General features: G+C 59.9%; 24 protein-coding genes. 6 read left to right on the forward strand and 18 right to left on the reverse strand.

The window, feature by feature from the left end; translation table 11 throughout:
* Together HB681_RS16840 and HB681_RS16845 are read left to right on the forward strand one after the other, a co-directional pair.
* Positions 1–489, forward strand: coding sequence for a nuclear transport factor 2 family protein (locus tag HB681_RS16840; protein WP_213956005.1), 489 nt, complete (start codon positions 1–3; stop codon positions 487–489).
* 19 nt (positions 490–508) lie between these two features.
* Positions 509–823, forward strand: a complete 315-nt coding sequence (locus HB681_RS16845; protein WP_213956006.1) for a GNAT family N-acetyltransferase — start codon at positions 509–511, stop codon at positions 821–823.
* A gap of 176 nt (positions 824–999) precedes the next feature.
* Here HB681_RS16845 and HB681_RS16850 read toward each other — a convergent pair whose 3' ends face one another.
* Positions 1,000–1,425 carry a gamma-glutamylcyclotransferase family protein gene (locus HB681_RS16850; protein WP_213956007.1) on the reverse strand — a complete coding sequence of 142 codons (426 nt, stop codon included), beginning with the start codon at positions 1,423–1,425 and terminating at the stop codon, positions 1,000–1,002.
* 3 nt (positions 1,426–1,428) lie between these two features.
* Positions 1,429–2,211: a YecA family protein gene (locus tag HB681_RS16855; RefSeq protein ID WP_213956008.1), complete on the reverse strand. Its 783-nt coding sequence runs from the start codon at positions 2,209–2,211 to the stop codon at positions 1,429–1,431.
* Between the two features lie 69 nt (positions 2,212–2,280).
* On the opposite strand from HB681_RS16855, the gene HB681_RS16860 reads away from it, so the two are divergent.
* Positions 2,281–3,957: an FMN-binding glutamate synthase family protein gene (locus HB681_RS16860; protein ID WP_213956009.1), complete on the forward strand. Its 1,677-nt coding sequence runs from the start codon at positions 2,281–2,283 to the stop codon at positions 3,955–3,957.
* A 24-nt stretch (positions 3,958–3,981) separates the two neighbouring features.
* Positions 3,982–4,917, forward strand: a complete 936-nt coding sequence (locus HB681_RS16865) for a hypothetical protein (RefSeq protein ID WP_213956010.1) — start codon at positions 3,982–3,984, stop codon at positions 4,915–4,917.
* 15 nt (positions 4,918–4,932) lie between these two features.
* On the opposite strand, the gene HB681_RS16870 is transcribed toward HB681_RS16865, so the two are convergent.
* Both HB681_RS16870 and HB681_RS16875 read right to left on the reverse strand, forming a co-directional pair.
* Positions 4,933–5,325, reverse strand: a complete 393-nt coding sequence (locus tag HB681_RS16870) for a putative toxin-antitoxin system toxin component, PIN family (RefSeq protein WP_213956011.1) — start codon at positions 5,323–5,325, stop codon at positions 4,933–4,935.
* A gap of 25 nt (positions 5,326–5,350) precedes the next feature.
* Entirely contained in the window at positions 5,351–6,577 is a 1,227-nt protein-coding gene (locus tag HB681_RS16875) for a THUMP domain-containing protein (RefSeq protein WP_213956012.1), read from the reverse strand.
* Between the two features lie 101 nt (positions 6,578–6,678).
* Between HB681_RS16875 and HB681_RS16880 the strand changes: the two genes are divergently transcribed.
* Both HB681_RS16880 and HB681_RS16885 read left to right on the forward strand, forming a co-directional pair.
* Positions 6,679–8,436 carry a hybrid sensor histidine kinase/response regulator gene (locus tag HB681_RS16880; RefSeq protein ID WP_213956013.1) on the forward strand — a complete coding sequence of 586 codons (1,758 nt, stop codon included), beginning with the start codon at positions 6,679–6,681 and terminating at the stop codon, positions 8,434–8,436.
* Between the two features lie 242 nt (positions 8,437–8,678).
* Positions 8,679–8,936, forward strand: coding sequence for a plasmid stability protein (locus HB681_RS16885; protein WP_213956014.1), 258 nt, complete (start codon positions 8,679–8,681; stop codon positions 8,934–8,936).
* Positions 8,937–8,952: 16 nt separating this feature from the next.
* Here the strand turns inward: HB681_RS16885 and HB681_RS16890 are convergent, their stop codons facing one another.
* The 14 genes from HB681_RS16890 to HB681_RS16955 form a co-directional block, all read right to left on the reverse strand.
* A complete protein-coding gene (locus tag HB681_RS16890; protein WP_213956015.1) occupies positions 8,953–11,244 on the reverse strand; it encodes a VanZ family protein in 2,292 nt (763 codons plus the stop codon).
* Positions 11,245–11,397: 153 nt separating this feature from the next.
* Positions 11,398–12,606 carry a DegT/DnrJ/EryC1/StrS aminotransferase family protein gene (locus tag HB681_RS16895; protein WP_213956016.1) on the reverse strand — a complete coding sequence of 403 codons (1,209 nt, stop codon included), beginning with the start codon at positions 12,604–12,606 and terminating at the stop codon, positions 11,398–11,400.
* On the reverse strand, positions 12,600–13,259 hold the full coding sequence (locus HB681_RS16900; RefSeq protein ID WP_213956017.1) for an HAD family hydrolase: 660 nt from the start codon (positions 13,257–13,259) through the stop codon (positions 12,600–12,602). Before HB681_RS16900 ends, HB681_RS16895 begins: the two co-directional genes overlap by 7 nt.
* Positions 13,252–14,211 carry an ATP-grasp domain-containing protein gene (locus HB681_RS16905; RefSeq protein ID WP_213956018.1) on the reverse strand — a complete coding sequence of 320 codons (960 nt, stop codon included), beginning with the start codon at positions 14,209–14,211 and terminating at the stop codon, positions 13,252–13,254. Before HB681_RS16905 ends, HB681_RS16900 begins: the two co-directional genes overlap by 8 nt.
* Before the next feature lie 3 nt (positions 14,212–14,214).
* Positions 14,215–15,213, reverse strand: a complete 999-nt coding sequence (locus HB681_RS16910; RefSeq protein ID WP_213956019.1) for a formyltransferase family protein — start codon at positions 15,211–15,213, stop codon at positions 14,215–14,217.
* Entirely contained in the window at positions 15,210–15,788 is a 579-nt protein-coding gene (locus tag HB681_RS16915; protein WP_213956020.1) for a sugar transferase, read from the reverse strand. The genes HB681_RS16910 and HB681_RS16915 overlap by 4 nt, the downstream gene beginning before the upstream one ends.
* The gene (locus HB681_RS16920; protein ID WP_345944694.1) at positions 15,785–16,471 is read right to left on the reverse strand and encodes a PIG-L deacetylase family protein; all 687 of its coding nucleotides are present in this window, start codon (positions 16,469–16,471) and stop codon (positions 15,785–15,787) included. Before HB681_RS16920 ends, HB681_RS16915 begins: the two co-directional genes overlap by 4 nt.
* A gap of 33 nt (positions 16,472–16,504) precedes the next feature.
* Positions 16,505–17,752 (reverse strand): glycosyltransferase family 4 protein, encoded by a 1,248-nt coding sequence (locus HB681_RS16925; RefSeq protein ID WP_213956022.1) that lies wholly within the window; start codon positions 17,750–17,752, stop codon positions 16,505–16,507.
* Positions 17,753–17,755: 3 nt separating this feature from the next.
* Positions 17,756–18,886 carry a UDP-N-acetylglucosamine 2-epimerase (non-hydrolyzing) gene (gene wecB, locus HB681_RS16930; RefSeq protein ID WP_213956023.1) on the reverse strand — a complete coding sequence of 377 codons (1,131 nt, stop codon included), beginning with the start codon at positions 18,884–18,886 and terminating at the stop codon, positions 17,756–17,758.
* 25 nt (positions 18,887–18,911) lie between these two features.
* Positions 18,912–20,045 carry an NAD-dependent epimerase/dehydratase family protein gene (locus HB681_RS16935; RefSeq protein ID WP_213956024.1) on the reverse strand — a complete coding sequence of 378 codons (1,134 nt, stop codon included), beginning with the start codon at positions 20,043–20,045 and terminating at the stop codon, positions 18,912–18,914.
* Positions 20,042–21,082 (reverse strand): polysaccharide biosynthesis protein, encoded by a 1,041-nt coding sequence (locus HB681_RS16940; protein WP_213956025.1) that lies wholly within the window; start codon positions 21,080–21,082, stop codon positions 20,042–20,044. Before HB681_RS16940 ends, HB681_RS16935 begins: the two co-directional genes overlap by 4 nt.
* Positions 21,083–21,128: 46 nt before the next feature.
* On the reverse strand, positions 21,129–21,884 hold the full coding sequence (locus tag HB681_RS16945; RefSeq protein WP_213956026.1) for a glycosyltransferase: 756 nt from the start codon (positions 21,882–21,884) through the stop codon (positions 21,129–21,131).
* Between the two features lie 388 nt (positions 21,885–22,272).
* Positions 22,273–23,139, reverse strand: coding sequence for a hypothetical protein (locus HB681_RS16950; protein WP_213956027.1), 867 nt, complete (start codon positions 23,137–23,139; stop codon positions 22,273–22,275).
* Between the two features lie 311 nt (positions 23,140–23,450).
* Positions 23,451–24,683: an O-antigen ligase family protein gene (locus HB681_RS16955; RefSeq protein ID WP_213956028.1), complete on the reverse strand. Its 1,233-nt coding sequence runs from the start codon at positions 24,681–24,683 to the stop codon at positions 23,451–23,453.
* Positions 24,684–24,688: the final 5 nt, after the last annotated feature.

Genomic DNA, 24,688 nt, shown 5'->3' on the forward strand with positions numbered 1-24,688 from the left:
ATGTCACGCAACGAGGAAACCATCCGCCGCTTCTACGACGCTTTCGCAAAGCTCGATGCCGACACCATGGCCGCCTGCTATGCGCCCGACGCCGTGTTCAACGACGAGGTGTTCTCCCTGAACGGCGCGCGCGAGATCGGCGGCATGTGGAAGATGCTGTGCAGCGCCACCCAGGCCAAGGGCGCGCAGGTGTGGCGCCTCACCTACCGCGACGTGGCCGTCGAAGGCAGCACCGGCCGCGCGCACTGGGACGCGCACTACCTGTTCAGCGCCACCGGACGCACGGTGGACAACAGCATCGACGCCCGCATGACCTTCACGCCCGACGGCAGGATCGCCACGCACACCGACAGCTTCGCGTTCTGGACCTGGGCGCGCCAGGCGCTCGGCTTGCCCGGCCTGCTGATGGGCTGGTCGCCGATGCTGCGCAACAAGGTGCGCGCCACCGCCGCGGCCAACCTCGCGCTGTTCCAGGCGCGCGGCGGCTGACCGATTCCTCACCCCAGGCATGACCATGACCGACATCGCGATCAAGAACGACACCGCCCAGCACCGCTACGAGGCCACGATCGAGGGCGCGCTGGCGGGCTACTGCGAATACAACCTGCTGCGCGAAGCCATCATGTTCACGCACACCGAGGTGCTGGAGGCCTTCGAGGGCAAGGGCGTGGGCTCGGCCATCGCGCGCCACGTGCTCGACGATGCGCGGGCGCAGGGCCTGCATGTGATCCCGGTGTGCCAGTTCATCGCCGGCTACATCCGCAAGCATCCCGACTATGCCGACCTGGTGCGCGCGGACATGCGCAGGGCTTTCAAGATCTGAATGCGAGATCGGGATCGGACTTGACCGTACGCGAAGGACGCGAAGGTACGCGAAGGACGCGAAAAATTCAAAAAAAAATCTCTTCGGGGTTTCTTTCGCGTCCTTCGCGAAACCTTCGCGTCCTTCGCGTACGGCCAAGTCCGAATTCGACGGCCGTTGATCCAATACCGCCCTGCTCAAGCCGCCGGGCGGCTGCGATAGAGGCTCGCATGCGCCAGCGAGTAGTCCTCCAGCGGCCCAAGCCGAATGTCCTCCGCCCGAGGCATCGTCGGCTGCAGGTACACGAACGCCTCGACAGATTCGCCGTCCTCGTCACCGCGCTTCACGACCCCGATGCGCAGCCGCCGATAGCCATCCGGCTCGGTGATGCGCTCAAGCGCATCCATGCGCGCCAGCGCGCCTTCATCCACCTCGAACAACTGCCCCGCCACCCGATGCCCCTGGCCCGGCAAGTCGATCATCCAGGGCGAATGCCGCTCGCCCACCAGGTACAGCGGATAACTCTCCACCGTGACGAACTCGCCGGCAATGCGCCGACCCTCGTTGGTCGCGAAATTCGGGAATCCCTGCTTCAGCGTGCCGAACACGAAGACACGCGCCACGCCTCAACCCGCCCCGTGGCACTTCTTGTACTTCTTCCCACTCCCGCAGGGACACGGATCGTTGCGCCCCGGCGTCGGCTCCTTGCGGATGGTTTCCACGCGCGGGCCCATGCTTTTCCAGAGCTGGCGCAGGTCGTACACCGCCCAGATCGCGGCGCCAAAATCGTCCAGGCGCTGCTGGCTCATGCTGGGCGGCGCGGTCTCGCTGAACATCGAGATGGTGGGCGTGCCGCGGTCGTCCTCGGTGAGCTCGACGATGCAGTCCAGCGCGTCGTCGAGCATGCCGGCGGCTTCCTTGTCGCGCGGCGCGGCCCAGTCCTCGGGCCAGTTCTCGACCGCGTACATGAAGCCCAGCGCCCACACCTGCGCGAAGGAAGGGATCGCCTCGCCGGCCGTTTCGGCGCGTTCCTCCTCGGGCAGCGAGGCCAGGGCGCCGCGCACGTCCAGCACTTCGGGCTGGTAGGTGCGTTCGTCATCGAGCGATTCGACCGGCGCATCGAGGCCTTGCTCGATCTCCTGCCAGCGGCGCTTCCAGTGCCAGACGAATTCCATGTACTTGGCCGGCTTGAACTCGTCGCCGAGCAGCACGGGCCAGTATTCGTCGGGCGGAATCGGGCGGCGCGAGCAGATCAGCGCCGCCATGAACCCCTCGCAGAATTCCCACTGGGGAACCTCGTCGTCGGCCTCGCGCATGAGGTCGAGTTCGCGGTCCAGCACGTCGAAATCTTCAGGGGTGAGCGGCGCCGCCGGGGCGCCGGTGGAGGGGGTGTCGTTGCTGGTGGTCATGGTGGCGCAAAAAAGAGCCCTCTATGATGCAACACGCGTCGACCGGCCGAGGCCATCATTGCAATTCCCATGACATCTCCGATACCGACCCGATACACCGCCTTCGCGCTGTGTGTCCTCGGCCTGCTGGCCAGCCTGGCATGCCTGCTGCTGTGGCCGTGGCTCTGGCGCGGCTGGATCGGAACGGCGGCCTTCGCCGCGCTCACCGCCACCGGCGTGCACGACGTGCGGCAGACGCGCCACGCCATCCTGCGCAATTACCCCGTCATCGGTCATTTGCGCTTCCTGTTCGAATACGTCCGGCCCGAAGTGCGGCAGTACTTCATCGAGAGCGACGCCGAGGCCATGCCCTTTTCGCGCGCGCAGCGCTCGCTCGTGTACCAGCGCGCCAAGGGCGACCCCGACAACCGGCCCTTCGGCACGCAGCTCAACGTGACCATCGCCGGCTACGAATGGATCAACCATTCGATGCGCCCGACCCGGCTTGCGAACCACGACTTCCGCATCACCATCGGCGCCGACTGCGCGCAGCCCTACAGCGCCAGCGTGTTCAACATCTCGGCGATGAGCTTCGGCGCGCTGTCGGCCAACGCGATCATGGCGCTGAACCAGGGCGCGAAGATGGGCGGCTTTGCGCACGACACCGGCGAAGGCTCCATCTCGCGCCACCATCGCGTGCACGGCGGCGACCTGATCTGGGAGATCGGCTCCGGCTACTTCGGCTGCCGCAACGAGGACGGCAGCTTCAGCGAGGAGCGCTTCATCAAGGCCGCCGCCGACCCGCAGGTGCGCATGATCGAGATCAAGCTGAGCCAGGGCGCCAAGCCGGGCCACGGCGGCGTGCTGCCCGGCCCCAAGGTGACGGCAGAGATCGCGGCGGCGCGCGGCGTGCCGATCGGCGTCGACTGCATCTCGCCTTCGTCGCACAGCGCCTTCACCACGCCGCTGGAAATGATGCGTTTCGTCGCGCGGCTGCGTGAACTGTCGGGCGGCAAGCCGACCGGCTTCAAGTTCTGCCTGGGCCATCCGTGGGAATGGTTCGGCATCGTCAAGGCGATGCAGCAGAGCGGCATCACGCCGGACTTCATCGTGGTCGACGGGGCCGAGGGCGGCACCGGCGCCGCACCGGTGGAGTTCACCGACCACGTCGGCGCGCCGCTGCAGGAAGGCCTGCTGCTGGTGCACAACACGCTGGTGGGTGTGAACCTGCGCGACCGCATCAAGCTCGGCTGCGCCGGCAAGGTGATCTCGGCCTTCGACGTGGCCCGCATGATGGCGCTCGGCGCCGACTGGTGCAACGCGGCGCGCGGCTTCATGATGTCGCTGGGCTGCATCCAGGCGCAGACCTGCCACACCGGCCATTGCCCGACCGGCGTCACCACGCAGGACCCGCAGCGGCAGAAGGCGCTGGTGGTGGACACCAAGGCCGACCGCGTGCGCAACTTCCACCGCAGCACGCTGCATGCGCTGCAGGAACTGGTGCAGGCCGCCGGGCTCGACCATCCGCAGCAGATCACTGCGCACCATATCGTGCGGCGCATCTCCGACACCGAGGTGCGGCTGCTGTCGAACCTCATCATGCAGGTGCAGCCGGGCGCCCTGCTCGGCCCGCTGGACAACCAGCACAACGTCTTCCGCACCTATTGGCCGCTGGCCAGCGCCGACAGCTTCCAGCCGCGGATGAGCACGGCCACGCTGCCGGTCGTCGACAGCGCGCAGGAGATGCCGCCTGCCGTCGCGGCCTGAAAGTTGCCTGGGCCTGATCCAACGATGAATCCGCTGCGAAGCCGCGCCAACCGAATCCAGGCCCGGAAGGGCCATGCCTCCGCGCCCGCGCCGCTCGACGCACTGGCGCCGCCGCCCCCCGGCGACTACGCCGCCTTCCTGGCGACCACGCTGCCGCTGCAGGCCAGCGGCGTGTCGCGGCACCGCTTCGGTACGCAGCGCGTGTGGCTCAAGAAGGCCGGCCCGCGCCATGCCATGTGGCGCTATCACCTGCTCGCCGCCGTCGCGAAGGCGTTCCGGCTCGACGTGCTCACGCCGGTGCCCAACCCGGGCGGCGAGGCGGCCATCGAGATCGAGGCGCGCCGGCTGGGTGCGCTCGGTGAACTGGGCCTGCGCGTGCCCACCGTGCTGGCGCGGCAGGCCGATGGCGTGCTGATCTCCGACCTCGGCGAGGGCAACCTGGCGCCCATCGTGCTGAACGAGCGGCTCGACCAGGCCGCCGCGGTGGGCCCCGTCGCGTTGCTGAAGGTGTGGCGCGAAGGGCTCGAAGCCATCGCGCTGGTGCATGCGCGCGGCGCCTACCTGAGCCAGGCCTTTGCGCGCAACCTGATGTATTGCCCCGACGGCACCATCGGCTACATCGACTTCGAGGACGACCCCGGCGAATCGCTGGCGCTGGCCGAATGCCAGGTGCGCGACTGGCTCAGCTACCTGCACTCCACCGCCGCGCTGCTGCACGCGGCCTCCCCGCACGGCGCCGGCGGCCAGTGGCATGCGGTGCTGGCCGACGCCAGCGACGAGGTGCGCGAACGCCTGGCCATTGCCGCGCGGCGCATGCGCTGGCTGCGCCACCTGCCCGCCAACCGGCGCTGGGGCCGCGACACCCAGCGCGTGCGCGCCGTGGCCCGCCTCATGTCGCGGTGGTATTCGCCCAACTTCGATCCGACGACCACGATGTCGGCGCCGCTGTCCAAGCGATAGCGGGCCCGGCAGCGCCTACGACACCTCCACGCCCAGCGCCGCCAGACGCTTGCGCAGCGCCAGCACCAGCCTGTCCTTGCTGCGCAGCGGCGCACGGTGCGCCACGGCCAGGTCGATGAACATCTGGTCGTCCGGATCCTTGCAGACCACACTGGCACGCGGCGCGGGCTCCACGCGTTGCGCGAGGCGGTCGAAGTCGGCCAGGACGGCATCTGGCGTGCGCCGGTAGTACGCGAGCCGAGGCACGATCTGCGGATAGCCCAGCACCCGCGCCAGTTCGTCGCGCATCGCGGGCGTCGCGAGCCAGCGCAGTTCGCCGGCATCGAGCGCGACCTGCAGCGGCTCGCTGGCCGGGTCGCCGAAGACCAGCAGGTCGAGCGCGATGTTGGTGTCGATGACGATGGTCATTCGATGGGCTTGGCGCGAAGGACGATCAGCCTGCAGGCTTGGCGCGCGCCGACCCGGCCACCATGTCGAAGCGGAACAGCCGGCACTCGATCGGCCCGTTCCACATCGGCACGCGGCGCGATTCCTTCAGGCGCATGCGCTGCGGCAGCTTGAGGTCGGGCGTCAGCACCCAGGCGGTCCAGCCGGCGTAGTTCTTCTTCCAGTGCGTGGCGAGTTGCGAGAAGAACTCGCCGCCGTCCTCGGTCGCCGCCTGCTCGCGTGCGCCGATGCGCGCCACGCCGCCGACTTCGATGCGCTCGCCATACGGCGGGTTGAGCACGATCACGCCGCCCTCGGCCGGCGGCATGCGCTGCAATGCATCGCCGCCACGGAACTCGATCGCATCCGCCACCCCGGCGCGCTCCGCATTCCGCTCGGCGAAGTCGACCATCCGGTGCGACACATCGCTGCCGAACACCGTCACGGCGCCCGCTGCATCCGGCGCGGCCACGTCGTTCCTGACGGAACTCCACACATGCGCCTGGAACGGCAGCAGCTTCTCGAACCCGAAGCGCCGCAGCGACCCGGCCGGAATGCCGCGCGCGATCTGCGCCGCCTCGATGGCGATGGTTCCGCTGCCGCAGCACGGGTCGTACAGCGCCGCACCGGACACCGCCCCCGTCTCCGGGTTCCACCACCCGCTCGCGGCCAGCATGGCGGCGGCCAGCGTTTCCTTCAGCGGCGCGTCGCCCTTGTCCTGGCGCCAGCCGCGCTTGAACAGGGGCTCGCCGCTGGTGTCGATGTAGAGCGTGCAGGCATCGGTGGTGAGGTGGGCGAACACGCGCACGTCGGGCCACTGGGTCTCGATGCTCGGGCGCACGCCGTTCGCCTTGGCGCGGAAGCGGTCGGCGATCGCGTCCTTGATGCGCAGCGTCGCGAAGTTCAGGCTCTGGAGCGGACTGTGCTGCGCCGTGGTCTCGATCTTGAAGGTCTGCTTGGGCGTGAACCAGATCTCCCAGGCCACGCCGCTGGCGATGCCGTAGAGGTCGTTCTCGTTGCGGTACGGCGCATGGGCCAGTTCGACCAGCACGCGCTGCGCCAGGCGGCTGTGCAGGTTGAGCAGCATCGCGTCGCGCCAGCCGGCACGCACGCGCACGCCGCCGCGCAGGGTGAGCAGGTCTTCGCCGACGCGGCCGGTCAGCGCATGGACCTCCTGCGCCAGGAAGTCTTCCACGCCGGCGGCGCAGGGCAGGAATAGGGATAGATCGTTCACGCTGCCATTGTCGCCCCCGGCGCAAGTCAGACAGAAGGTGTAGCGCGCATGGGGGCCCGGGTGGGGGTGCGGGGCTCCTCTATAGTCTTTGCTTTCTCCCCATGAGTTCCACGTCCGCGCCCGACAACGCCGCGCCGCCGGCTTCACGCTTCGCCGTGCAGTGCGAGGTGCTGCGCCTGAGCGCGCAACCCACCGGTCCGGCGCTGGTCGTGCAGTTCCTGCTGGACTGCGGCGTGGCCATGCTGTTCGCCTGGCAATACGCATTCACGCCCGCGATGATGTGGCTGGCGCTGGTCGGCTTCACGACGGCGGTGCGTGGCTTCTTCCCGCAGCATCCGCCGACCCCGCTCACGCCGGAGAACCTGCCGGGCGCGCTGCGGGTCCACACCTGGCGCATCGCGATGCACGAGGCCGCGCACGGTGCCGCCGGCGTGCTGCTGTTCAACCCCAGGGAGCCGGTGGAGCAACTGTTGCTCGCCACCGTCATCATGGCCATGACGCTGTCGTCGGCGTTCTCGGTGTCGTACTACACGCCGGCGATGCGGCTGGCCATCACGCTGCTGCTGGCGCCCCTCATCGCGATGGGGCTGATCTTCGGCTCCCCGGTGATGCGCACGGCGTCATTGCTCGGCGTGGGCCTGATGGTGATGGTGTGGAAGCTGGTCACCGACCGCTCGCGCCACCTGGAAGAAAACATCATGCGGCGCCATGAGGAGAGCACGCTGCGCGAGCAGGCCCAGACCGGGCTGCGCGAATCGGAGCATGCGCAGGCCGAGCGGCTGCGCTTCTTCTCCGCCGCCAACCATGACCTGCGCCAGCCGGTAATGGCAATCGGCCTGCAGGCCGAAGTGCTGCGCCAGCAACTCGAGACCGACACGCCCAAGCACGTCGTGGCGCAGACCGTGATCGCGCTGTCGCAGGCGCAGCAGGCACTGGAGGGACTGACCAACCAGCTCCTCGAGATCGGCCGCATCGAGGCCGCGGCCGACCCGCTCAAGCCCGGCCCGATCGCACTCGGCCCGATGCTGCGCGAACTGGCCCGCCACTCCACGCGCGTGCGGGTGCGCTGCCCCGCCAGCGCGCTGGCCTGGACCGACGCCGTGGCGCTGCGCCGCGTGCTCGGCAACCTGACCGACAACGCCCTCAAGTTCGCGCCGCAGGGCCGCGTGCTGCTGGCGGTGCGGCGCGGCCGCACCCCTGCGACGTGGCGCGTCGAGGTGCGCGACAACGGCATCGGGATCGCGCCGGAGATGCAGCAGCGCGTGTTCGGCGACTTCGAGCAGATCGGCAACGTGGAGCGCAACCTGCAGCGCGGGCACGGGCTGGGCCTGGCCATCGTGCGCCGGCTGGCCGATCGGCTGGGCTTCGTGGTCACGCTGCGCTCGGCGCCGGGGCGTGGATCGGTTTTCGGGTTCGAATTGGAAGCGGCGCCGGCCGACCTGGTGCTGCCAGAGGCCATCGGCACCGAAACCAACGCCGCCCACATGCTGCCGCTGCGCCCCGGCATGGCGGTACTGGTGGTGGAAGACAACACCGTCGTGGCCGACAGCATCGCGGCGCTGCTGCGCCACTGGAAAGCCGAGCCGCGCGTGTATGCCAATGCGTCGGAGGCGCTGGCGCTGGCGGACCTGGACGCGATCGACGTGGCCCTGTGCGACATCCGGCTGCCAGGGGACCTGGACGGGGTGGCACTGGCGGACCTGCTGCAGACCCAGCGGCCGGATCTGACGATTGCGCTGGTGTCGGCGGATATCGAGCCGGTGACGCAGCGGTTGGCGCGGCAGCGGGGGTGGCATGCGTTGCGCAAGCCGGTGCAGGCGGGGGAACTGCGGGCGGTGCTGGCGGCTGCGCAGGCTTGAGGGGCTACTGCGGCTTGGCGTAGGTCATGCCGTCGGCCAAGCTCGATGGGAGCGTCGGATTTTGTCCTTCATGCGCCACATCCTTCGGAAGGAGCACGGAACTGTCTTCCAGGAAGGACATTTCCGGCTTCCGCTAGATTCGGAAAGCCGGAGCAAGCCGCATTGCCAGGCAGGAACTCCAGGGAGCAGACATCGTGTCGGGAACCACAACCGCGAAGCCGACGAACACATCGCCCTGCGACATGTCGGAGCATCTGCGGGCGCCGGATGATTTGGCGGCCTGTCTCGACGCGCGGCTCGAAGAGGCGCCCGACGATGCCGCCGGGAGCGGCCAGGCGCCTGCAAACACCGCTCGCGCAGAGGGCGTCGGCACCGCGGTGGAGGCAGACGAGCGAGTGAAGCTGGGCTCCTTGCTGGCCGACATGGGTCGCGAGCTTGGCGGAATCGACCTCGACATCACCCGAGACAAGGTTCCTCCGGTGCCTTTGGGACTCGAATGATCCCGCCCGGGACCGATCAGGCCACGCGGGCCATGGCCTTCCGCTCCATGTGCACCCAGTCGACCACCTCGCCCTCAGGCCGGTAGCCCTGCACCATCTGCTGCAGCAGCTTGCGGATCATCGGCACGTCGTTCACGTCGAGTGCGCTTGAAAGCGCCTTCAGCCGGTCGTCCAGAACGCCCCACTTCAGAAAGTCTTCATGGGCTTTCATGATGCGCGGGTGGTTCGTCGGCAGGGGGTTGTCGCCGATCAGCAGCTCCTCGTAGAGCTTCTCGCCGGGGCGCAGTCCGGTGATGCGGATGGCGATGTCACCGTCGGGGCTGTTCGCATCGTTCACCGTCAGGCCCGACAGCTCGATCATGCGGCGCGCCAGGTCGACGATCTTCACAGGCTCGCCCATGTCGAGCACGAACACGTCGCCGCCATGGGCCATCGCGCCGGCCTGGATCACCAGCTGGGCCGCTTCGGGAATCGTCATGAAGTAGCGCGTGATGCCCGCGTGGGTCAGCGTGATCGGGCCGCCCTCGGCGATCTGCCTGCGGAACAGCGGCACCACCGAGCCCGACGAGCCCAGCACGTTGCCGAAGCGCACCATGCAGAACCGCGTGGCGCCTGGCCCGGGAGACGAGCGCTCGGCCAGCGCCTGCAACACCATCTCGGCCACGCGCTTGCTCGTGCCCATGACGTTGGTCGGCCGCACGGCCTTGTCGGTGCTCACCAGCACGAAATCGCTCACGCCGTATTCGATGGCCATGCGCGCGGTGACAAGTGTGCCGAACACGTTGTTCTTCACGCCCTCGGCCGCGTTGTGCTCCACCAGCGGCACATGCTTGTAGGCCGCGGCGTGATACACGGTGTGCGGGCGCCAGGTGCGCATGATCTCGCGCATGCGCATCTCTTCGCGCACCGATGCCAGCAGCGGCACCACGCGAATCGGCGCACCTTCCTTGCCGGCGAGTTGCTGCTGCAGTTCGCCATGGATGGTGTAGAGCGCAAACTCGCTGCGTTCCACCAGCAGCAGAACGTCGGGCGAGGCCTTGACGATCTGGCGGCACAGCTCGCTGCCGATCGATCCGCCCGCACCCGTTACCAGCACGACCTTGCCGCGAATGTTCTTGCCCAGCAGGAAGGGGTTCGGCGGCACCGGATCGCGGCCCAGCAGGTCGTCGATCTCCAGCTCGCGCAGGTCGCTTGTCTGCACGCGGCCTTGCGCCAGGTCAGAAAGGCCCGGCAGCGTTCGCACCGCCACCTTGGCGTCGAGGACTGCAGCCAGGATCTCGTTGCGACGCTTGCGCGGCGCGGAAGGCACGGCCAGCAGGACCGTGGTCACCTTGAGCGCCTGCGCGCGCTCGCTCAGCGCGTTGGGGCTGTAGACCGGCAGGCCACGAACCGTGCCGCCGTGCAGGCGCCGGTCGTCGTCGAGGAAGCCGACGATGTTCATGTCGGGGTTCTGCGCCAACGCAGAAGCCAATTGCTGGCCTGCGGAGCCGGCGCCATAGATGAGCGCAGCCGGAAGCGACTTGCGCGAAATCTGGCTTTGGTAAGCGTTGCCAAGCCAGAAACGCGCAAGCGCGCGCGATGCGGCGATGGCGACCAGCAGCAGCGGCGGCTGGATCAACCCGACAGTGCGCGGAACGCCCGCGACACCCACCACGGCAAACGCCACGCCGTAAAGAAGGCCATAGATCAGCAAGGCATGCCACAGGGCGGCCATCGCCGCACTGCCACCGTAGCGGAAGATGGCGCGGTACAGCCCGAAGGTCACGAACAGCGGCACGGCCAGCACCAGCGAGCCTGCGACGGCCCACCAATACGCGCCCGACAGGGTCACCCAGCTGTCGAGCCGCAGCGACAGTGCCATCCACACCGTGAGCACGCACAGCGCCGCGTCCGCGACCAGCGCGACGAAACGCTTGGCCACGCGCGGCATGGCCAGCACATGCCCGCTGGACTTGTGCAGCGGAAGCAAAGTCAGCGCGGGGCCGACCAGGCAAGCCGATGCGATGCCCAGGCTGTCCGCGAACAGGTCGCCCCACTCTGCCATGCGCGTCGGCGTGAACGACTGCAGTACCTCGATCAGCCCGCCATAAAGGAACAGGCCGACCGCAACTGCGGCCAGGCGACGGCTGTACGCGGTACGTCCGAGCAGCGCCAGCACCGCGAAGGCGAGCATGTGATTGGACTTGTCCCACCCGGTGGTGGGAATCTCGGGCGGCACCGTCGGTACCAACGCCAGCACCAGGACCACCAGGCAGGTTGCCCAGAACGCCCAGCGCTTGAACTTTTCTCTAGCGGCTCCTGCGGTCATCGAGGAGCTCCGAACTCAGGAAGGGATAGGGGGTTTTGTTGTTTTTCGAGCTCGTGGCCGGTGAACACGGCCAAGCTCACAGTGACTGAATACATACTGACCGTTAACACTCAAACACAAACTAACCTCGAATCATACGAGGGATAACAAAAGTTAACTGTTACAAACTACGGGTTTCTCCCCTGCTTTGTGGAGGACCGTCTGAATGGCGCGACAGGTCTTGTCGATCTCCGCCTCGGTCAGCGTGGGATGCACCAGGAACATGAGGCTTTCTTCGCCCAGGCGACGCGCGACCTCCAGGCGCTGTGGGGGTCGCCAACCGGTGTCGTCGAAGGCTTTCTCGAGGTAGACCTCGGAGCACGAACCCTGATAGCACGGAACGCCCAGCGCGTTGATGGCCTCGACGATGCGGTCGCGACTCCAGCCCTCCGCCAGACGCTCGGGCCGCACGTAGACGTAGCACTTGTAGTGGGCATGCGCACTCTGCGAGGCGGCATGCAAATGAAAGTCGGGCACGCGGAGGGCGGGATGGGAGCGACAGGCCGCCCAGATCGCCTCGGCGTTCCTCGTTCGCTTGGCCGTCCAGTCGGCCATGCGCTGCAACTGGATACGGCCGATGACCGCTTGCATCTCCAGCATGCGCCAGTTGGTGCCAAAGCTCTCATGAACCCAGCGGAAGCCCGGTGGATGCTCTCGCTCGTGTACCGCTTCCCAACTCTTGCCATGGTCCTTGAACGACCACATGGCGGACCACAGCGCGCGGTCGTTGGTCGTGACCATGCCGCCCTCGCCGCCCGTCGTCATGATCTTGTCTTGGCAGAAGCTCCAGGCGCCGACGTGGCCGATCGAGCCGACGCTGCGACCGTCGTAGACGGCACCGTGCGCTTGCGCGCAGTCTTCGATGACTTTGAAGTTGTGCGCACCAGCCAGCGACATGATCCCGTCCATATCACAAGGCCAGCCCGCGAGGTGAACGCAGATCACGGCCTTGGTGCGCGGAGTGAGCACGCGGGCGATGCCGGCGGGGGAGATGTTGCCGCTGACTTCGTCGACATCTGCAAATACAGGAGTCGAGCCAGCGTTAACGACACAGGAAATGCTGGCAATAAACGTGCGGGGCGTGACGATGACCTCATCGCCGGGGCCGATGCCCATCGCCTTAAGCGCTACGTCGAGGGCGAGAGTGCCATTGGAAAGTGCGACTGCGAACTCTGTTCCCGCCCAATTGGCGAACTCCTTTTCAAAGGCCCGGCACTCCGACCCTGTCCAGTAGTTGACTTTGTTGGAAAGCAGGACTTGGTTAACGGCGGTTGATTCTTCAAGCGAGAAGCTAGGCCATGACGAGAACGATGTATTCAGCATAATTTAGAAGCCAAGCAGGTCAAGCAATCGACCCAGAGATTGGGCAAGTATTCTTCAGGCAGCCCTTCGCAGCCTTGGGAGTGGATATTTCTATTCGTTCCCCGCAACCCAATGGTCTTCCAACCCAACGCGTTAGGGGCAACGAAGTCTTTTTTTGGATTGTCTCCGACGTACACATAGCTACGCGCGGGGAAGTCTTTCATGATTTGCAGGAAACGCAATTGCCCCGGCTTTTCCGAACCATACTCTTCTGAAATGTAGACCGGCAAGTGATTCAACTTCAGCGCCCTGATTTTTTGTCGCTGGCTGAGCGATCGGCCATCAGTCAGGATGGCAACCGTCCTACATCGTTTTTCAAAAAAAGCAAGCACCTCAATAATCTCTTCATCGAGTCTGATCGATGGTACATGAAGCCTATAAATCCAAAGCAAAGAATCCTTGATCGATAAAGGAAGCCCAGCCAATTCACAAATAATGGCCAATGGATCTTTGGCATTTTGCGCACTACGAATCAACTGACGATTGATCACTCTTTCATAAACGCGTTCGACCCAATCGCACACCTCTTGCAATCCAGACCACCGGTAATCAACTTCCTTGTAAAGTGTGTCATCCAGATCAAAGACCAGCACCGTTTGAGAGATGTCAAGCACCGCGCACCAATATCTTTGCGTCGTACCGCAACATCATTAGGTCTTGCTCCCACTTGTCAAAGAAGCGGACATCTCTATCGAGCAGATACTCGTCAATCAGCCAGCCGGGATAGTTTGCGCCTGCGCTGTATGAAAGCGGGTAGCCTCCTCCGAAACGTGGATTAATTTCTAGTGCTGCGAACCTCCGGGTTTTTTCATTGGCGAAAATTTGAAGCGTTATGCACCCTCGCGCGCCTTGCAATTTGCGCATACGCGGCAAAAGATAGTCGTAAACATAATTACGCCTGGTAATGCCTTTACTTATCTCCCCTCCGCGAACTTCGATTCTTTCCCGCGGAACGAAGCAAGCCAATTCGCCGTATTTGGTGTAGTAAGCATCAATCGTGAATTCAGTGTGCGAATCATCAATCAACTCCATATACATCAATTTTGGGTCAGACTGCATTGCCGCTGTGATCGCATTCGGCTCTCGGACGGCAACTGCACCAACGCTACAACTACCGTCGTAGGGTTTGGCAAAACACGGGAAAGTTAGTGCGCCATTGCTGTAGATCTTTGGCGAGTCTATTTTTATGTCTGAGAACAACTTCGCGGTAAGTCGCTTGTCGCGACATTTTTCAACGAGCGTTTGGTCTGAGACAACAAGATGCACGCCCCGTGAAAGAAATTTTTCGCGATTGCAGGCGAGCAGCAAAAGTTCTGTGTCGATCGTAGACACGATCAGTCCAACAGAATTCACCTCGCACGCATCAAGCAGGAAATCGATATACGTCGGATCGCTCACTCGAGGCGCTTTTAATGCGATGTCCGCGACTTGGCAGGCAGCCGAGCGATTTGGATACAAATCGGTCGCAAGCACCTTCGCCGCTGAGATCCGAGAGCCGAGTTCAATTTTGAAGGCGTTCACCAATTCAACCCGTCGGCCAGCCGACAAAACCAATACGTTTTTCATAGTTTAGCCAGGAAGAATTGAAAAATAGTTATTCAGGCGCGCCTCGAGAACTTCAATGCGGGCGTTTAATTCAACGCACATACGTCGCAACTGATTGACTTCGGAATCTACGTAGTAGCCGAGCCTCATTCCGACCTTTGGCAGCCAGGGCCCGGCGGCAGACCAATGCTCGACCCACAAGCAGGTGTCGCCGCACTGGATCAAGAAGGCACGATCCTCCTTGATCTCCAGAATTCTTCCGGGGACGCCGACGTGCCGGCACATAGCATCAACCTTGGTGCTCCAAATACGAATGATCTCGTCTTCCTGATACGTGAACGCACCCGGATGCGGCCGACCGGCAGCCTTCACAAGGCGATCAACAACAGTCGCTGAAACCTGCCAGTTGATGACACCGTCCTCGGGCTTTCTCATTCCGTAGAAGGTGGCTGCCTCGTGCGCTTGCTCCACACCATTCAGACCCAGAGCAATGGAAGGAAGCCATGTGTCCAACGCACACCGCTCGGCATTCAGAATCTTCTGCTCAACTGAGGCAGCGGAGTCACTCGCGTCGACGTCAAATGGTTGCTGGACGAATATCTCCCCGTCATCAGCACCTTCCTGCAGCCGAAAGAAAGTTGCGGCTCCGCTTTCGCATCGCAATGTCAGCCAGGCAATTGGCGCGCGTCCGCGACCGCGCGGCAACGCAGTGGGGTGAAAACCAACGCATCCCAATCGCGGAATTTGTAGGATCTCCCTGGAAATCAGCTGCGACAGCCCCACGACAAATATCAAGTCAGGCGCTAGCTCTTTGAGCTCGCTTGTATGTTCGTTGATCTTCAAGAACTGTCGGAATTCGTACCCGAGCTGCTTGGCTGGAGCTTCGAGATCACACCAGCCGCTGACATTCACGGTAGTGTTTGGTCTATACCCAAAAACCGTAACACCTTCAAAACCGTGCTCGTACAACTTCTCAACCGCGACCCGCGAGCTTTCTACTCCTCCGATTACTACGATTTTCACTCTGCCACTCCAAACCGCTCTTCCCCGATCAGCACTACAGCGATCGTTTTCAGAATAATTAAGCAATCAAGCGGCATCGATGCTTTCGCCGCGTATTCCACGTCATATTTCCAACGGTGTTCCCAGGAGATCGCGGTGTTTCCGTTGATCTGTGCCAGCCCCGTCATTCCCGGCCTGACGTCGAAACGTGTCTTTGCCCAATCGGGCATGGATTCGTAAGTACGAACCAGGCAAGGGCGCGGGCCGACTAAGCTCATGTCACCGACGAGGACATTCAAAACCTGCGGGAGTTCGTCGATCTTCAGGCGCCGCAAGATGCCTCCGACGCGAGTGACGTCGACATCGCCCGGTCGGATTTGTCGGTCGCGACTGTTGTTGCCCACCGTCATTGTTCGCAGCTTGTAGATGCTGAACCTTCGACCGTGCAGTCCAACGCGCTCCTGTAGAAAAAAGACGGGTCCGCTCGACGTCAATTTGATGGCGAGTGCGCTCGCGACTACCAAGGGAAACATGAGTGCAACGACGATCAGCGAAGCAAGGAGATCGAAGATTCGCTTGAAAATTTGATACATCATCTGACGTACTCGCCAAGCAACACGAATCCTTCTGCAGCCATGCAGCCGATGTGCGTGCCACGCAAGTGGGCCAGCGAGCGAATCGCGGCGGTCGATCTGGGCATGTTTTCGGGTTGTAACTGGCTCTGGTATGCCTGCATCGCCTCGATCTTTTTGTCGATGGTTTCGGAAATGTTCACGAAGACATTCGGCTGGAACGCCGGCGCCATATAGGGCGGGGCGAGGTTGGTCTCGGACAGAGTTTCGTACGCCAAGACTCTTGCAATGGACTGGCCCGTCACGGTGTACGGCCGCGCCACCACGGAGGCCGCATACGAAATCGCACCGTGATCCTTGTGAAGATCAAAGCCGAAAGGTACGTACAGTTCGCTCGGCCTAACCTGCGCCACGATTTCCTGGATGACGGAATTGATCTTCCACGCGGGCAATGAATCGAGACAGGCGGCCGGGAGTTCGCGGAAAATCAATTCATCGACACCTAGGATCGCGCACGCTGCCTTGCACTCTGCCCGAACCAACTCCCAACGCTCAGCAGGCCAAAGGGGGTGCGGATCTTCTCCGTGCCCTGTCACGACGGCGACGACCACGCGACGATTTTCCGCAACCAGCCGGGCAATCGTTCCGCCCATCCCAAGTACTTCGTCGTCTGCGTGTGGCGCAAGTACCAACGCTGTATAACTCAATTCATCACCTTTACCACTTTATTAACTGTGCAATCAAGAGATTTGTGACGCAGTCGGAGGTCTTTGCGTGACTCGCCTAAAGGCCTCTCCAAACTTACCAACTGAAATTTGCATCGCCAGCCGCTCGATGTAGTAGCGGCGCGCCCGCTCGCCCATAGCGCCAAGTTCATCGGCGTTGAGTTTGGCAAGTGCGCGAGCGGCATTTGCCAATGCATCTGGACTCTCGGATTCCGCTACAACGCCGGCCCCGGAGTTCTCGATCAGGACCGCCGCGTCCCCGTCGACCGCCATTAAGATTGGCTTCCCAACGGCCATGTAGGCTTGTGTCTTTGACGGGATAGTGATTGCGAACAGGGGGTCCTTGCGCAAATGCACAAGAAGCGCATCGGCTGCATTCAAGATCGTGCCGACCTCTGCCATGGGAACAGCGGGCAGAAATACGACATTGCCGAGCTGTTTGTTCGCTGCAGTCTGTTTCAGGTGAACAAGCTCAACGCCAGCACCTAGCAGCACAAAGCTCACGTTTGAAGCTTCATTCTGTAGCGTTGCTGCGGCATCAAGGACGGCCGCGAGTGCTTGTGCCTTTCCCATATTTCCAGCAAATACGATCCGAAATCGATCGGGGCCGGGAAATGCGGCAGGCAGTGCGCCTACTGGGGCCGACAAAGCGGCTTCGTCGGCCCAGTTGTAGATCACTTCGATCTTGTCTTCAGGCACTCCGCGCATCACAAGTAGGCGCTTGAATCCCGGCGACAACACAGCGATTCGATCGACTCTGCGATAAACCCATTGGCAGACCGAAGCAACCACCGACAACACTCGCTCATTGTTGAGCATGCCAGTAGCGCGGAGCGTGTCGGGCCACATGTCCTGAATGTCATATACGACTGGGATCCGGCGAAATAGGCGGATCAAGCTTGCGGTGATTCCCACCGTCAATGGCGGGTGATAGGCATAGATCACATCTGCACGCCGAGCGAACAGCAGACAGTACACAAGCGCTGAAGCGGCGAAGCTCAGATAGTTGAAAACTCGCTTGATTGCCGACTGGTCATGATTTGGAAACAGCGGCACTCGTGTCACCTGCACGCCGTCGATCACTTCGCGCTGCAACAGCTTGACGCGATATCCCGGGTACACCTTGCCTCCCGGATAGTTCGGAAAACCTGTAACCACCTCGACGTCGAACCCTTGGCGCACCAACTCGCGCGCAAACACGAGTCCCTTGAACGTCGGCTCAGGATCAAACCACTGCGTGAGCAGCAAAACGCGAACCGTCATGCTTCAGAACTTTTTCCAGACGACGCGATTCACGTAGTCGGTGTAGCTGTGCAGGATCCGCACTACCTTATCGGACACGTTAGGCATGCTGTAGTCCGCAACTTGCCGCAACAAGCGCGTCACGCCTCGCGGCTGAACGTCCAGAATCGCAAGCCCTTGCATGACACGGAGGACCTCCAGGCCGACCATCATCACCGCGGCCTCTTCCATGCCTTCAGGGCGCTCATGCGCCTCGCGCAGATTGACCGCAGGGAAGTTCATGATCGACGACTCTTCGTTGATCGTTCCACTGTCTGATAGCACGGCCTTGGCCGAGACTTGCAGCTTGTTGTAGTCGGTAAAGCCCAGCGGCTTGAGTAAGCGAACATTGCGGTGGAACTCCGCCCGCATTGCTTCGACGCGCTTCTGCGTGCGCGGATGCGTCGAGACGATCACTGGCATTTCATAATGCTCAGCAACTGCGTTGAGTACGTCCACCAGTTTGCCGAAGTTGACATCCGAATCGATGTTCTCTTCTCGATGAGCGCTTACTAGGAAGAACTCGTGCTGAGTCAGCTCTAGCCGGGTTAAGACAGACGAATCCTTGATGCTAGGCGCGTAGTGCGCCAGCACTTCTGCCATTGGGCTCCCAGTCTTGATCACCATGTCTGGAGGCAAGCCCTCACGGAGCAGGTATTCACGCGCGATGTCGCTGTAGGTGAGGTTGATGTCGGCAGTGTGGTCGACGATCCGGCGATTGATCTCTTCCGGCACACGCTGGTCGAAGCAGCGGTTGCCCGCTTCCATATGGAATACCGGAATCTTTCGGCGCTTGGCAGGCAACACCGCCATGCAGCTGTTGGTGTCACCGAGAACCAGCATGGCGTCGGGAGTCTCTGTTGCCAAGGCGCCGTCCACCGCAATGATGACCTTGCCAATCGTTTCCGCCGCACTAGCACCGGCGGCGTTCAGGAAGTGATCTGGCCTTCGAATGCCTAGGTCGTCAAAGAAGATCTGATTGAGTTCGTAGTCGTAGTTCTGGCCGGTGTGAACAAGCACGTGGTCGCAGTGCTCGTCCAAACGCGCGAGCACTCGCGATAGTCGAATGATTTCTGGCCGAGTCCCGACCACGGTCATGACTTTGAGTTTTTTCATTGAACGAAGACGTCAGATTGCAGGCTTACACGGGGCAAGCGAACGTGTCGGGTCGGGCGCGGTCAAATACTTCATTGGCCCAAAGCATGACCACCATTTCGTCGAGTCCGATGTTAGTAATGTCATGCGTCCAGCCGGGCACTGTTTCAACGACCTGCGATTTCTCGCCAGAAGTGATCAATTGATGGGTTTCGCCGGTCTGCATGTGCCGGAACTTGAACAGTGCCCGACCCTTGATCACCAGAAATTTCTCTGTCTTCGTATGGTGATAGTGACCGCCGCGCGTGATGCCCGGGTGCGCTGTGAAGTACGAAAATTGGCCACTGTCCTGCGTCTTCAGCATCTCGACGAATGTCCCACGCGCATCCCCATGCTGGGGAACAACGTAAGTGAACGCCTCCGCCGGCAAATAGCTCACGTAGGTCGAATACAGAGCCCGGGCGAGACCGGTGCCAACGCGCTCGGTCAATAGCGACTCGCGACTATCCTTGAATGCCTGAATCTGAGCGGCGAGCTCGCCAACCGTGGCCGTGTATTGAGGTTGGACCATCGAATAGCGATCAGCCACGGCGCTTGCACTGGTAGCATCGAGAACTTGTACGAAATTTGCGATGACGTCGTCGACGTGAACAAGTGTCACTACGGCGTTGGCATCATTGATCTGGATTGGAAGGCCGCGCGCGATGTTGTGGCAGAACGTGGCCACGGCCGAGTTGTAATTGGGCTTGCCCCATTTACCAAAGACGTTTGGCAGCCTGAAAATATACACCGGAATGTTGTGCTCACGGGCCAGCTCCAACAAAGCGTCTTCCGCAGCCTTCTTGCTGAGACCGTATGGATTGGCGCGCTCCGCCTGAGTCGAGGACGCGAACGCGATAGGCACACGCTTGCCTGTCGTTTCTGCCACCGTGCGAACAGCGCCACACAGCGCCTGGGTAAGATCCGCATTGCCGGCGGCAAACTCACTTGGATCAAGGGGACGGTTAATGCCGGCAAGGTGGAACACGAAGTCCACATCTCGCACAATGTCCTCCAAATGACCCGCATCGTTCCGATCAAAGAGCGTGACATGCAAATCATTGCGCTCAGCAAGACGGAGTTGAAGGTTCTTTCCGATGAATCCACTTGCACCGGTGACCAGTACCTTTCGCGCCCTCATGCGGGCACAGCCTCTTCGGCTGAAGCGTAGGGCTTCATGAAGTCGAGCTTGCGCAACAACCCCTTCATGCCTGCGACATCCAGCCGAGTGGTGTTGTGTGAGTTGTAGTCCTCACCATGAGTGCCGTCGGTGATGCGCTCCTCGCCAAGATCGATGAATTTCGAATAGTTCAGGTCGCGACCGTCTGGAGGAATCCGAAAATAATCTCCCCTGTCTTCAGCACGTGCCAGTTCCTCACGGCCCAGCAACGCTTCATAAAGCTTTTCGCCATGACGTGTACCGATTTCACGGATCTCATGATCTTGCCGATTCATCAATTCTAAGATGGCTCGCGCCAACACGCCTACAGTTGCCGCAGGCGCCTTTTGAACAAACAGGTCACCGTTCTTACCGTTTTCAAAGGCGTAGAGAACCAACTCGACTGCATCTTCGAGCGTCATCATGAACCGCGTCATCGACGGATCAGTGACGGTAATTGGCTTGCCAGCAAGAATCTGTTCCACGAAGAGTGGAATCACAGAACCACGGGACGCCATCACATTGCCATAGCGAGTGCCACAGATAATCGTATTTGTGCCCTCCAGATTACGCGACGCGGCCACCATGACCTTCTCCATCAATGCCTTACTAATACCCATGGCATTGATCGGATAAACAGCTTTGTCGGTACTAAGACAAACAACTCGCTTAACCCCAGCGTTCACCGCGGCCTCAAGAACATTCTCTGTTCCCAATACATTGGTGCGGACAGCCTGCATTGGGTGAAATTCGCACGACGGCACCTGCTTCAATGCCGCAGCATGGAATACAAAGTCCACACCACGCACCGCCGCCGCGACACTATGCGGATCACGTACATCGCCGAGGTAAAATTTGAGCTTGGCATTACCATACTTTTTTCGCATATCGTCCTGCTTCTTCTCATCGCGACTGAATATCCTGATTTCAGCCAGATCAGAAGTCAGAAAACGACGCAGGACAGCATTGCCAAAAGATCCAGTACCGCCGGTAATCAAAAGTGTTTTTTTGGTGAACATAGACTACTAAGTGAAAATAAAGAATAAACGACAACAAAACGTGCAATCATGCGGCCATCGTCTCAAATAGACAAATTAGCATGTCATCTCTAGCACGATCAACGCCAAGACCCAATGTGTATGTCTCTGCACAACGTCGCATCGCCAAATAATCCGCAGCGCGCATTCCTGAAACCCTCTCAATTGCATCAGAAAACACTGAAGGATCTGCAAGCGAAAAATCCCATCCGGCACCATATTGATTCAAATTACGCCAAGGGGTCTGATCGGACACCAAAACCGGAGTGCCCGCAGCAAGCGATTCCGCGATAACGTGCCCAAAATTCTCTCCCAGCGTCGGAAAGAAAAACAGGTGATGAGAAGCCAGCATCTCTGAAACAAGGGAATATTCCAAAGGCCCACAATAATTAACGCGGACATTCGGCGGCATACCGACTGACATAGAAGCACATTCCGCCATATACACCTCATCCTCGCACGGCCCATAAACATTGAATACAACATTCGCCGTGACCCTGTTCAGGACCTGCAATGCATAGTGCAGATTCTTCTTTCTTGAAATTCTTGAAATGAAGCAAATCTTTAAAGGGAGTCGATCGACATTTAGGAAAGAAATGCCACCTTCAGTTCTCTGGGGCGGCAACGACACATCGAGCGCGACTCTAATGTCGCTAGCCAAGGGACCCAGGGTCCGTCGAATATCCAGGGCTTCGAGTTCAGTACTAGCGTGCCATACAATATTTCTGTAAACCCCGCAGCGACGACAGATCCGAATAAATATATCTTTCTTCCATTTTTTCAACGTCAAAGCGCCTTCAGAGAACTCTCCTCTCGGCGCGATAACAATCCGAGTACGCCCTCGACCTCGGAGGGTCAGTAGCACGACTGGAAAGATGCTAAAACAAAACCCAAAAAAGCTATTTAAGTAGAGAACGTCAGCATCACAGCGATATACCACATCAGCGATTTCCCTAAAACGCCGAGATACGTACCGCACCCGGCTTCCGTTAACGGAAGTCCATCCGCCAGGATTTATTGATTCATAGGAAACCGAGTCTCCAACATCGCGATCCGAAGTTACCACATCAAAAACGCATTGCTCCCTAAGGAGACGTGCCAAATTCGCGACGGAACGCAGTGCCCCTCCAGCCTTATATCCTGGAAGATAATGAGAGACCAAGCAAATAACTCTACGCATTGACTCGACTCGACAAAAAACGAAACATCTGATCTATGCACGCAGCCCAACTGTGATTGGAAAGCACGTAGTTCCGCCGTTCGCGAGCTTCTAGAACGCCAACAGAGGTAAGCGATTCGCGCATCTGAAGCGAAAGATTCGACATATCGTCTGCTACAACGCACGAATGATTTTTTATCCCTTCGGGCAGCGAATTGAAATTATTAACAACAAGAGCCCCAGGAGCACAGGCGACATTAAAAAGCTTAGATGGAAAGAAATAGTCCTGATTCAGCCCGATGCTATAGCGAAAGCAGAAATTCCATCGCGCCACTTGCTGCCAACCGAGCACACTTTGCTCGTCTAGAAATCCGTGATAGACAATATGACTCGACTCCGTCGCCGCAGAAGAAACAAATTCAGCCAAGCGGCCGCGGCCAAAGATGTGCAACGGATAGCCAATTTTTTGGCCCAACCATTGCTGAACTAATAGGTCCACGCCGTTGTATGACTCCAATGCCCCAGCAAAGACCCCAATCGCCTGAGACACCGGACGTTCTCCTAACATCAGGTCGTTGGCAAATTTAGTAATTCCACCTTGAAAGATAATGCACTTACTGGAGTCCAACCGAAAATCGTCAACAATTGAAGCACTAATCGGCACAATCAGGTCAAAGGTGCGGGCAAGCCAGAATGCCAAGCGCTGCGAAATAGAGCGCAACCCCCTCTTGGAGAATACTCCAACACTCAGATCGATGTGAAGATCTTGGATTATTATTGCCAGTGCGACCTTAGCCCGGATCGCTCTGTATATTAAAAGGACAAGATTTTCGAAAAAATATGAGTTGTACTGGATACAGACATCGGGTTTGGCCTTCATCAAGCGCGCGAACACCAAAAACCCGAAAACAAGATGCTTCAGTATAGGAAGATTCAAGTACCCAACAAATTCGATTTTCGACTCTCGTTGAGGCCGAGAGTAGAGTGGCCCTCGTGGCCAAACTGGCTGTGGCCTCATTGAAAGACATATTGCGTTCGACTCAACAGATCGCCGCACAATTTCCTCAAAAATCTGCCGCTGGACTTGATTCCCCGCGCCCGAACTAGCCAATGAAGTTTGCAATGCCTCTGGAGCAAAGTGGCCCAAAAATAAATTGCGATGTGTCGTTGCACGCATAATAAACAGAATGATCAATCGGACACGTACGCCATAGGGCGGGTATCGACATTGTATTGCACGGATTTAACATGCTCAGCTCCGGACTGCACTTCGTCCGAGAGAGCTTGATCTTGACCTAGCAGTCCGTAAAAGATCAAATACGTGCAAAATAGTCGATAGTCATCAATAATAGTATTGATAAAAAACGGAATAGCAAAAATAATGAAAATAACTAGCTGAGCACGACGACGCGGAAATACGTAATACAGCAGTGCTGGCGCAAGAAATAAGCCGTAGGCCAAATTCAGCCTAATGAAATCGGAGTGCGGCCTAAATTCCAACCCCTCTCGAAATAAATGATACCCCGTTCCAAAAGGCAGCAGATTTATATTGTCGAGGAAATATAAGTACTTTTCAAATCGACCGCCACCAAAATCGTCTTCGCTATCCAACCTGGCTTCGGATAGCGTTAAGAAACCCGCGATTTCCTCGCTATAAGCCATCCCGAAACCACTAAGCATTAAGATGATCAACAAAAGTATCGCCAGCTTTAGCTTAAGATTGCGATTTGAACCAAAGTAAGCAACTGCAACGGCAATTGCCCCAATATATGCGCCTCGCGATTGGGTGGAGGCTATCGCAATAAGCCCCATCGGAACACAAATGACCGCCCATTTCCAGTTTTTCTCCAGAGTCAAATATCCGGCCAAAATCATTGCGAAATAATATCCGGCAGAATTTGCATCCGCAAAAATGTACGGGAAGCGTTGATACAGATAGTTATCTTGCAGCGAAGAAGCGGCCTCGGTATAAATATTTGAGATTGCGACGGCATACAACTCACTGCGCCCGTAAAAAATAAATAGCGCACAGAGTGCAAAGATAAAAAAGAATCTCAGTAAATTCGTCAACACGCGTCGGACATTCGCGAGTCGGATGAACAAAAAGCCGTAGGCAATCGCGGACAACAATTGAAGAGCCCGTTTGACGTTGTCGACGACGTCCTCTGAGCCCGCCAAACGCGCACTTACAAGAACACTTGCGAATATTGGTAATGCAATAAACAACAGGACGCAAAGATAATTTCGTCCGATCGATTTCGTCGATAGTACTGCCAGCACGACGATCAGAGAAGCCGGAATCGAAATAAGAAAATTCAATCGAGGCAAAAACAAAAGATCAAAGACAATAAATATCCCGAGCCAGCCATTGATCTCGCCAGGCATCTGTTCTGATATTAAGATTTCTCTGGATTTTTCTTCCATGCTGA

It is taken from the genome of Variovorax sp. dw_954 (genome assembly GCF_018449755.1).
In the GTDB taxonomy this organism is placed as follows: Bacteria; Pseudomonadota; Gammaproteobacteria; order Burkholderiales; family Burkholderiaceae_C; genus Variovorax.